General features: G+C 65.6%; 10 protein-coding genes. 6 read left to right on the plus strand and 4 right to left on the minus strand.

The features are described 5' to 3' along the window. Genes ACE3RQ_RS18010 through ACE3RQ_RS18025 form a run of 4 tightly spaced genes read left to right on the plus strand, consistent with a single transcriptional unit; the run spans position 1 to position 4,039 of the window. Complete coding sequence (locus tag ACE3RQ_RS18010) at positions 1-1,305, plus strand: FAD-dependent oxidoreductase (protein ID WP_374523464.1); 1,305 nt, start codon at positions 1-3, stop codon at positions 1,303-1,305. Continuing rightward, a complete protein-coding gene (locus ACE3RQ_RS18015; RefSeq protein ID WP_374523465.1) occupies positions 1,302-2,144 on the plus strand; it encodes a shikimate dehydrogenase in 843 nt (280 codons plus the stop codon). Before ACE3RQ_RS18010 ends, ACE3RQ_RS18015 begins: the two co-directional genes overlap by 4 nt. Positions 2,145-2,190: 46 nt before the next feature. Continuing rightward, positions 2,191-3,111 carry a 4-hydroxyphenylpyruvate dioxygenase gene (locus ACE3RQ_RS18020; protein ID WP_374523466.1) on the plus strand — a complete coding sequence of 307 codons (921 nt, stop codon included), beginning with the start codon at positions 2,191-2,193 and terminating at the stop codon, positions 3,109-3,111. 4 nt (positions 3,112-3,115) lie between these two features. Beyond that, positions 3,116-4,039 (plus strand): sugar phosphate isomerase/epimerase family protein, encoded by a 924-nt coding sequence (locus tag ACE3RQ_RS18025; protein WP_374523467.1) that lies wholly within the window; start codon positions 3,116-3,118, stop codon positions 4,037-4,039. Between the two features lie 20 nt (positions 4,040-4,059). Here ACE3RQ_RS18025 and ACE3RQ_RS18030 read toward each other — a convergent pair whose 3' ends face one another. Together ACE3RQ_RS18030 and ACE3RQ_RS18035 are read right to left on the minus strand one after the other, a co-directional pair. Continuing rightward, positions 4,060-5,697 carry an FAD-dependent oxidoreductase gene (locus ACE3RQ_RS18030; protein WP_374523468.1) on the minus strand — a complete coding sequence of 546 codons (1,638 nt, stop codon included), beginning with the start codon at positions 5,695-5,697 and terminating at the stop codon, positions 4,060-4,062. Positions 5,698-5,699: 2 nt separating this feature from the next. Beyond that, positions 5,700-6,689 carry a Bug family tripartite tricarboxylate transporter substrate binding protein gene (locus ACE3RQ_RS18035; protein ID WP_374523469.1) on the minus strand — a complete coding sequence of 330 codons (990 nt, stop codon included), beginning with the start codon at positions 6,687-6,689 and terminating at the stop codon, positions 5,700-5,702. A gap of 132 nt (positions 6,690-6,821) precedes the next feature. Between ACE3RQ_RS18035 and ACE3RQ_RS18040 the strand changes: the two genes are divergently transcribed. Beyond that, positions 6,822-7,745 (plus strand): LysR family transcriptional regulator, encoded by a 924-nt coding sequence (locus tag ACE3RQ_RS18040; RefSeq protein WP_374523471.1) that lies wholly within the window; start codon positions 6,822-6,824, stop codon positions 7,743-7,745. 69 nt (positions 7,746-7,814) lie between these two features. On the opposite strand, the gene ACE3RQ_RS18045 is transcribed toward ACE3RQ_RS18040, so the two are convergent. Both ACE3RQ_RS18045 and ACE3RQ_RS18050 read right to left on the minus strand, forming a co-directional pair. Beyond that, on the minus strand, positions 7,815-8,180 hold the full coding sequence (locus tag ACE3RQ_RS18045; protein ID WP_374523476.1) for an NUDIX domain-containing protein: 366 nt from the start codon (positions 8,178-8,180) through the stop codon (positions 7,815-7,817). A 332-nt stretch (positions 8,181-8,512) separates the two neighbouring features. After that, a complete protein-coding gene (locus ACE3RQ_RS18050) occupies positions 8,513-8,890 on the minus strand; it encodes a hypothetical protein (protein ID WP_374523472.1) in 378 nt (125 codons plus the stop codon). A gap of 352 nt (positions 8,891-9,242) precedes the next feature. Here ACE3RQ_RS18050 and ACE3RQ_RS18055 point away from each other — a divergent pair, with 352 nt between their 5' ends. Continuing rightward, positions 9,243-9,869: a hypothetical protein gene (locus ACE3RQ_RS18055; protein WP_374523473.1), complete on the plus strand. Its 627-nt coding sequence runs from the start codon at positions 9,243-9,245 to the stop codon at positions 9,867-9,869. The last annotated feature ends 51 nt before the right edge of the window (positions 9,870-9,920 follow it).

The following is a 9,920-nucleotide window of genomic DNA, read 5'->3' on the forward strand; positions in this document are numbered from 1 at the left end:
GTGACAACCCACAACCCGGGGCCGCTCAGGGCGGTCGATGTGCTGGTGTGCGGCGGCGGTGTGGCCGGCACCATGGCGGCGGTGGCCGCGGCGCGCCAGGGCGCCTCTGTGATGCTGGTGGAGCGGTACGGCTTCCTCGGCGGCAACGCCACCGGGGGCGCGGTGGCGCAGTTCAACAGCTGGCAGACCGCCAGTGGTCGTCGCGTGGTGGCGGGCTTGGCCGATGAAGTCGTGCAGCGGCTGCGTGGCTACGAGGCGGCGGGCGAACACCAGGTGTTCGTGATGTCCACCGGCCACCGCATGGACCGCGTGGAATACGCACCCGAGGTGCTCAAGCTCGTGCTGGACGACATGGTGACGCAAGCGGGCGTACAGCCCATGCTGCACGCCAGCATCTGCGATGTGGTCTGCGAAGGCGGACACATCCGCGCCGTGCACCTGCTCACGAAGAGCGGCGTGATCGAGGTGCGCCCGCGCATGGTGATCGACACCTCGGGCGACATCGACGTGCTGCACCGCGCAGGCGCGCGCTTTTTGCCGCTGGAGGAGGGGGAAGCGCTGCAGCCGGCAACCATGATGTTCTGCTTCGGCCCCATCGACTTCGAGCGCTTCGACGCGATCTCCCCCACCGAGCTACAGACGCTGGCCCGCCAGGGATTCCAGAGCGGCGAACTGGCCCGTGCCGCGTTGCACTCTTCGCGAGACCCCTACTCCACCGACGCCTGGTTCAACATCAGCCGACTGGGCATCAACGCCACCGATGCCACGGCTCTGAGCCAGGCCGAGATCGACGGCCGCCGACAGGCATGGAGGGCAGCGGGCTATCTGAAGCGCGCCGTGCCGGGTTGCGCGGGCGGTCGGCTGCGGGCGTTTGCCACGCAGGTTGGCATTCGCGAGACGCGCCGCGTCGAAGGCGACCACGTGCTCACGGCGCAGGAGCTCACGCAGCCGGTGGTGTTCGCCGACGGCATTGCCTGCGGCGCCTACCCGATCGACATCCATCCCGCCTCGGGCGGTGAGCTGGTCTATGCAGCCATGGGCGATGACCACGCGTACCAGATTCCCTTGCGCAGCCTCATCCCCACCGGTCTCTCAAACGCACTGGTGGCCGGACGAGGCATCTCGGCGACGCACGCCGCGCTGGCCGCGATCCGCGTGATGACGATCTCCATGGCGGTGGGCCAGGCGGCCGGCATCGCGGCCGCGATGGCCTGCGAGGGCGGTGGCGAGGTGGACGTGCGAGGGGTGGACCCGACCCGCCTGCGCAGCACCTTGGTGGCCAACGGCGCGCTGGTGAACGCATGAGCCTGCACATCGATGGCCACACCGGGCTGATCGCCCACATCGGCTACCCGACGCACACCTTCAAGTCGCCGATGATCTACAACCCGTACTTCGAGGCGGCGGGCATCAACGCCGTCGTGGTGCCAATGGGTTGCCGACCGGAACACTTCGTGCCCCTGCTGCGCAGCTTCTTCGCGCTGGAAAACGCGGTGGGTGCCCTCATCACCATGCCGCACAAGATCACCACCGTGGGACTGCTCGACGACAGCAGCGTGGCCGTGAAAGTGGCCGGCTCGTGCAACGCCGTGCGGCGCGACGCAGATGGCCGCCTGGTGGGCGACATGTTCGACGGCGAGGGCTTCGTGCGCGGCGTGCGGCGCAAGGGCCTGCGTCTGAAGGGCGCCCGCGCCCTGGTGGTGGGAAGCGGTGGCGTGGGCAGCGCAATTGCCGCCTCCCTGGCCGCTGCGGGCGTGGGCACGCTGGCGTTGTTCGATGCGAACCCGGCCTCGGCCCAGGCACTGGCCAGACGATTGCGCGAGCACCACCCAGCCCTGGACGTGGCCGCCGGAGACAACGACCCCCACGATTTCGACCTCGTCGTCAACGCCACGCCACTCGGCATGAACGCCGACGATCCATTGCCACTGGACGTCGATCGGCTATCGCCCCACGCCTACGTTGGCGAAGTGGTGATGAAGTCCGAGATGACACCGCTGCTGCGGGCCGCCACGGCCCGGGGCTGTGAGGTGCAAATCGGCACCGACATGCTGTTCGAACAGATCCCCGCCTACCTGGATTTCTTCGATTTGCCGAGCACGGACGCAGACCATCTGCGCCGCCTGTCCAGGCTGAAGTACTGAGCCGCCACAGCCCGGCAGGTTGGCCTGCCTTTCACCGGAGTACGCCATGAGCGATCTGCTGACGCTAACCCCCGACAAACGAGAACCGCTGCAAGCGTCGTTCAGCGACGCACGCAACCCCATTGGCCTGGACGGCCTGGAGTTCATCGAATACATCACCGCCAAGCCCCAGGCGTTAGGGCAGGTGCTGGAGATGATGGGCTTCAGGCCCATCGCGCGCCACCGCTCGCGCGAGGTGCTGCTGTACCGCCAGGGTGCGTTGAATATCGTGGTCAACGCGCACCCGTGCGACGCGCAGGCCGCCGGCCACGCAGGAGAAGCACCGGCCATCTCCGCCATGGCCCTGCGCGTGCGCGACGCCCAGGCCGCCTATCGCTACGTGCTGGAGCGCGGCGCCTGGGCGGTGCCCACCCATGCCGATGTGATGGAGCTCAACATCCCGGCGATCCACGGCGCGGGCGGCAGCCGCATCCACTTCGTGGACCGGTACCAGCACTTCAGCATCTACGACGTCGATTTCGTGCCCATTCCCACGGTGGAGCAGCACCCGCCCGCCACCGCTGGCATCCACTTCTTCGGCGTGGTGCAGTACATCGGCCCCGAGCGCAGCCACGACTGGATCGAGTTCTACGGCGAGCTCTTTGGCACGCAGCTCATTCCCGACGAGCAGCGCTTCGGCATCATGCCCAAGGGCCGGCTGCTGCGCACGCCAGCGCTGAATGCCTCTCAGCGCTTCATGTTGCAGCTCATCGAGCCCGAGCCCAACGTGCTCGACGTCGGAGAGCGGCTGCAGCGCATTGGCCTGGGCGTGCCCGATGTGATGGCGGCCGTGCAAGCGTTGCGTGCGCGCGGTGTCGAGTTCGTCGAGACGGATGCCGTGCACACCGAGCGCCGTGGCGCCATCACCAAGACCTACCTGGGCTCGGTGGTGTTCGAGCTGGTGCAAAACGAACCCGATCACGAGTGACGCCATGGGCCACAACACCCTTCTTCGCCAACGGCAAGACCTCGCCATTCACTCCTTCGGCATGGACACCATCACGCTGGCCGGGCCGCTGGAGGCCAAGCTGGAGGCCATGGCCGAGGCCGGCTTCGGGCAGGTCATGCTCAAGGCCAACGACCTCGTGGGCCATGCCCAGGGCTGGCAGGCCGCCGTGAAGGCAGTGCACGCCAGCGGGCTGCGCGGCACGGGCTTTCAGGTGCTGCGTGACTTCGAGGGCCTCTCAGGCCACCTGCATGCCTACAAGGTTGACATCGCGAAGTCGATGCTGGAGATGTGTGCCGCCCTCGGCTGCGATGTGCTGCTGGCTTGTTCGTCCACCTCGAAGCACGCCAGCGATGACCTCGACCACCTCGCGCGCGACCTTCGAAAACTCGCAATGCTGGCCATCCCCCACGGCATTCGCATCGCCTACGAGGCTCTGTCATGGGGGCGGACGGTCAACGAATTCACCACCGCCTGGGACGTGATCCAGCGCGCGGACTGCCCCAACCTGGGCATCGGCATTGACTCGTTCCACATCTTTGCCGCACAGACCCCGCTGGACGCCATCGACGACCTGCAGCCAGACAAGATTTTCCTGGTGCAGCTGGCTGACTTCATGTGGCAGGAAACGCGCACCTTCGAGGAACGCATGGCCACCGCGCGCACCTTCCGCGTGTTCCCGGGCGAGGGAGTGCACAGCGAACAGCTGGTGCAACTGGTGCTCAAGCTCGACGCGCTGGGCTACGCGGGCGACTACAGCTTCGAGGTGTTCAACGACGACTACCTGCAAATGCCGCTGGCCACCGTGGCGCAGCGGGCGCGCCGCTCGGCGCAGTGGCTGGCCGACGATGTGCTGCGGCTGTCGGTGCCGCTGCCCAGCCAGATGCGACTGCGCCGCCAAGCGCCCTGAAGCGCCCGGAAGCGCCAGGCTCAGGGGCGTTGGGCGGCGCTCTGGTAGCCGGTGCGCATGAGTGGGGTAAGCGCACCGAAGCGCGGCCACTCAAGCAACACCCCCTGGGCCTGCAGCAGACGCTGAAAGTCTTGCAGTAGTTCAGGCTTGGCGCGCACGGCGCGCGGCGGCTCGGCCTTCTGCAAGGCGAACGCAGCCAGTGAACCTGCCGCCTCACCAATGCTCCACTCAGTGGCGTGCTCCCGGTAGGCGCCGTTGGTTACGCGCGTCGTGCCGATGTTCTTGCAGGCGGGCAACAGGTTCTCTACCCGCTGGGGCAACAAGGCGCCCAGGGGAATCTGGAACGGGTACGAGTCGATGTCGACGGTGTTGCGCCCACGCGTGCTGGGGTGAAGATCGATGCGGTAGGCCCCGATGCCCACGCTGTCAAAGAAGCGCTCGGCACCCTCCTGCCCTGGGCGCGCGGCCACACCGATGTGCTGTTCCAGCACGGTGAACTCTGCCTGAATGCGGCGCCCCTCGCGCCAGTAAACCTGCTGGGCCATGCCGTCTTGTGTGCCCAGCACATCGCCCCGCAGGCGCAAGCCGGGGTAGCCAACACCCCCGTCGTGGCGCGGTGCCTCGGTCTGCATCCAATAGAAGAAGCCCAGGCTGAACAGCTTGGCCTGCTGCAGCGCATGCTGCTCGGCTTCGTCGGACACGCCAATCAGGGGCTGTTCCCAGTAGTCCATCTGCGGCCAGTTGGCCAGCGTGATGTCGCTGGGGTATGCACCCGGCTGGAAATGCCCTCGCCATGCGATGCGGCGGGCATGCCAGAGGTCATACACACCGGGCGCATCGGTGTCGCCGGCGAACAAGGGACGAACGCGCGGCTGGTGGGTGACGAAATCTGACAGCGTCCAACTGTATTGGGCGTTGGGCCAGCAATCGAGCCGCAGCGCGCGGAATCGGTCATAGCCCTCGGGCTTGTCGATCACGTGATGTTCGCCCGGCCGGTATTCCATGGCAAAGCACCAGGTCACCGCCTGCTGATCCAAGGGGTCGGCCTGCGCTAGCGCGTGCGGCTCCTGTGTGACGGCCTGAGCCTCCGCACCGGTCACGTGCTCGACCCCCGCCTGGCGCAACAACTCCCCTGTTTCGGTGGCGTCAATGAACATCGGCGCCTGCAAGACCCCTTCGTTTCCGGTGGACAGGTCCAGCAGGTGCAAGGCCGTCACCCGATCCCCCGAGGTGTCGGCCCGCAGCACGCGGTGCCAGCGCAAGACGCGCAGTTGCCCGCCCACCTGCCAGGGCGCCAACAGATCGTCGATCACCTTGGCGGCAACCCACGGCTCATGGCACAGCGTGCTGACATTGCCTTGACCCGGATTGAGGCACAGCGTGCGCCGGGCCTCGGCGGTCAAGGGCAGGTGCTGGCGGTAGTAGTCGCGGATGGCTCGGCGCAGCTGCGCATAGCTCTGCGATGCTTGCAGCGACTCGATCCAGGGGTATTCGTCGGGTGGCACGCCCTGGGCGGTGAGTTGTCCGCCCAGCCACTGCAACGCCTCGACCAGCACCACCTGCCGCCCCAAGCGCAGCGCCGCGAGCGCCGCCGATACCCCGCCCAGCCCGCCACCAACGATGGCGACCTCCGTTGTCCAACCGCCTGCACGTGACATGTTCACTCCACCTTGATGCCCATGCGGCGAATGGCTTCGCCGTAGCGCTGCGTGTCGGACTCGATGAGCTTCTGGAAGTCCTCCGGCGTCCCGCCGGTTGCCTCCAGGCCCAGGCCAGAGAAGCGCTCGCGAATGTCCGGCTGTTGCAGGATCGCGTTGAGCTCGCGGTTGAGGCGGGCCACCACCGCCTTGGGGGTGGCGGCTGGCGCCAGCACACCAAACCATCCAACCACGTCGAAGTTGCGAATGCCCTGGTCCATCACCGTCGGCACCTCAGGCAGCGCCGCGCTCTTCGTGCGCGAGGTCACGGCCAGCGCACGCAGCTTGCCCGACTGGATGTGGGGCAAGGCGCTCGACGGGATCTCGAAGCCCACCTGCACCTCGCCCGCGAGCAAGGCCGTGAGCGCCGGGCCAGAGCCCCGGTAAGGCACCTGCACCATGTCCACCTGCGCATCCTTCTTCAGGAACTCGGCGGCCAGCGCGGTGGTTGTCGCCCCCCCGCCGCCAGCGGCGTAGTTCAGCGTACCCGGCGCCTTGCGCGCAGCGTCCAGCAGGTCCGGCAGGGTCTTCCAAGGCTGACTGGCCGGCACCACCACCACCACGGGCGACGCCGCCAGCTTGACCACTGGAGCAAACGCCTTGATGGGGTCATAACGCAGCGCGGGGTACAGCGAGCCACTGCCGGCATGGCCGCTGGTGACCAGCAGCAGGGTGTGTCCGTCGGGCTGGGCAGAAGCCACGCTGGCGGTGGCAATGGTGGCGCCCGCGCCGGGCTTGTTGTCCACCACCACCGGCTGACCGAGCGCACCGCTGAGCTTCTGGCTCAGCGTGCGCGCCAGGATGTCGGCCGATCCGCCAGGGGCGAAGCCCACCACGAGGGTGATCGGCTTGGTGGGCCATGCAAGCGCCTGGGCATGCGCCAGTAGAGCCGTCGACGACAGGGCGGCGGCGAGGACGGTTCGCGCGAAGGCGCGCCGGTGAAGGTTGAACATGTCTTGTCTCCTGGAAGGTTGAATCGGCATTCTTTTGCCTGCGGGAATGCTAGGAGTGCATGGCCATACGATCCAATACTTTTACGCCAGCCCGGAATAACACCGAGTTATCCTCGAGCGACAATGCGCGCCATGAACCTGCGACAGATCGAGGTATTTCGCGCCGTCATGACCACCGGCTCCACCACCGAGGCTGCGCGCCTGCTGCATGTCGCGCAACCAGGTATCAGCCGCCTGGTACGGCACCTGGAGCTGCAACTGGGGGTGGCCTTGTTCGAGCGGCGCAGTGGCCGCCTGGTGCCCACGGCCGAGGCCCGCGAGCTGCACGAAGAAATCGAGAAGGTCTACCGCGGCGTGCAGCACGTGCGCGACGTGGCCGCCCACCTGCGCTTTGGCACAAAGACCACGCTGCGGGTGCTGTCCAGCGCGAACACGGCGCTGCAACTGGTGCCGCGAAGCATGGCCGCGCTGATTGAGCAGGCCACCTCGGCGCGGGTGCTGTTCGAGGCCTTGCCCACGCGTGAGATCGTCAAGCTGCTCGTGACCGAAGAGGCCGACGTCGCGATCTCGAGCGCGCCGCTGGACCACCCGGCGCTGGACATCGAGGAAATCGGACGCTGGGAGCTTCTTTGCGCCTTGCCTGCCGACCATGCGGTGCTCAAACGCAAGAAGCCATCATTGGCTGAGGTGCTGGCGGGCCGCCTCGTCGTCTACAGCCCAGAAGCGCCGCAGAGCGCAGTGATTGATCACTGGATCGAGTCGCATGGCTTGGCGCGCAACGTGGCGGCCGAAGTTCGCTCGGGCCTGGCGGCCTGTTCGGTGGCGGCCACCGGGGCTGCCGTGGCCTTCGTGGACGATCTTTCCGCGCGAGCCCATCGCCCCGAGGGCCTGGTTTTCGCTGCGTTGCCAGGTACACCGACCTTCCCCATCTACGCTGTGCGCAACCGGCACCGGCCTCTCTCGCGCTTGGGCACTTCTTTCCTGCAAATCGCGCGCGAGCAGCTGACCGCCCTGAGCGCGACTCGCCTGCCCTTGCACAAAGCGGCATTGACCTGAATGCTTCGTGGTGCTGTCCACTAGCCGCGGAAAAATCCAGGCTTTCGACCTCCGGACCTAAACGGAACCCTACGCACGAGCCCCACGGACTGCTTCCAATTGATGGCCTTTGGCCTGCGTCGCAGTCATTGCCGCCACCACTGCGCGGTCGGGCGCAGACAAGTTCAAGCTCATGAAATTTGCTGCTGGAACCAGCATCACGCATTGCGCCTCCCAGCCCATGTCTGCAGGAGATCCCCCAACGCGCTCGGCCAGGTAGTAGCGGGTGTAAGTCTGCGAGCGCGGAACATCCACGAGGTGGCGCACCAAGCGCACCTTCAACCCCGCCTCCTCATAGGCTTCGACCAGAGCGGCCGCCTGCAAGCTCTTGCCGTCCAACCGACCTTTGGGAAAGGTCACCTCGTATCCCCCGAACTGATTCGTCGGGCAGACCATCCACACTCGGCCATCGGGTTCCACGATGACCGCGCCAGCGGCAGGCTCCAAGCCGTCTGGGACCTTGAACTCAGGCTCTGCCACTTTGGATTCCCGCGCCAGCGCTGCCCATCCCTCTGGTGAAGTGGGCGGGTCATTCCAAGGCTCCAGCACCACTCCGTTGATCGCGCCAGGAAGCGCCCCATTCGGCACGACGGATGCAGTCTGCGTGGGGTCGGTCCAAGCCTCCAGAGCTGTAGGCGTACTAGGCCGGCGGATCAACACTGCTTGGCCGTCATCGTCTCGGCGCGGATGAAGAAGTGCGCTCTTAGATGGGCCGGTCCCTGGAGCGTTCACGGGGCGCTCTGCCGCACCCGCCGCTTCACTGGTGCTGCTGTTCGTTGCAAGCCATACAACACCGACCAAACGTCGTGGTAAACATCTGCCCTTCCCTGCCCCTGGCGTTTGGCCACGGCATTCTTGAAGTTGTCGTAGTCCAAGTCATTCACCAGCCGCGCCATGGCCTGCGCCACGGCCTCCTGGGGCGCAACCGCCCGAAAGCGGTAGTCGTTCACCGCGCTTTCTTGGATCTCACCCAACTCGGGGAGGTACTCCGTCTTCAGTGCCTCCAGATCTTCTCGAACACGTGCCCGCACAGTCAGCGTCTTGCCCTGGATGTCCACGGCCTTGCGCACCACACTGAAAAACCCCACCGGGGTCATCAACCACATCGTTTTTTCCTCCCTTGAACTGAGGTGCGCGGCCAATCACCTTCGCCATTCACCAGCCTATGAACTATGGGACACCTGCGGCTTTGCGCGCTCGCGTCCGCGAGCGAAAGGATTGGCTTTCCTTTGAGCCTCACGCGCGAGGGGTCGTCGGCCTACTCAGCAGGATGCCACCAGAGGCAACGAATAGCGAGCGGATCACGGTAAGGACGCGCCCTTGATCAAAAGGGGCGAACTGGAAGTGATGCAGTAGGTGGAGCGCAAACTCCCGTTACGAGGTCCTCCCCCCGCTTCAGTCCAGCTGCGACATATTCTGTCGCGACGATACGAAGAATCTCCCAATAGGAGGTTCTGAATGACAAACTCTGCTAAACATCCACCCGCGCAGCCGACACTGAACCCGCTTCAGAACTTGTGGCTGCTACGGCTTCTGGTTCCGCTTGGTGGACACCGTGAGTTCATTGAAGTAACGCAGTACCGCTGTGACCGCACGGCCGTCGCCTTGGGATTAGTCCCCCAGGATAGCCAGCCACTGGGGAAGTTTGATCAAGCCGAGGCCAAGGCTCAGTTGTCGCAGATGTACAAGTTGGCCGAAGAGACTGCCGCAGAGTGCATGCTGCCCGACTTGCTGCAACGCAACATCCGACGCTTGGCAGACATGATCGCGTTGAACGACCTTGAACAGCAGTTGTTAGCGTTCGTCGTTGAGTTGCACAACGAACGTTTGCTGGACGATGCCGCCGATTGGCTGGGTATATTGTCCTCCGCCAAGGTGCACCATGCGCTTTCAGTTTTGCTGAATGCCCCCGTCAAGGCCATTCGCTCGGCCCTGGATCCGAACGGCAAGTTGGGGACTACGGGCTTGGTGAAAGTGGACAACAAAGGCGTGTGGCCGCTCAAAGCCAAACTGGACCTGCTCAGTGAAACATTCGCTGACCGCATTGCATCCGACGACACCGACCCTGTGCAACTGCTGAGCTGACCTGCCCCCCATAAGGCGTACCAGTTGAAGGTTAGTAGAGTCCGTTTACAG

This window comes from Hydrogenophaga sp. (genome assembly GCF_041913525.1).
Lineage (GTDB): Bacteria > Pseudomonadota > Gammaproteobacteria > Burkholderiales > Burkholderiaceae_C > Hydrogenophaga.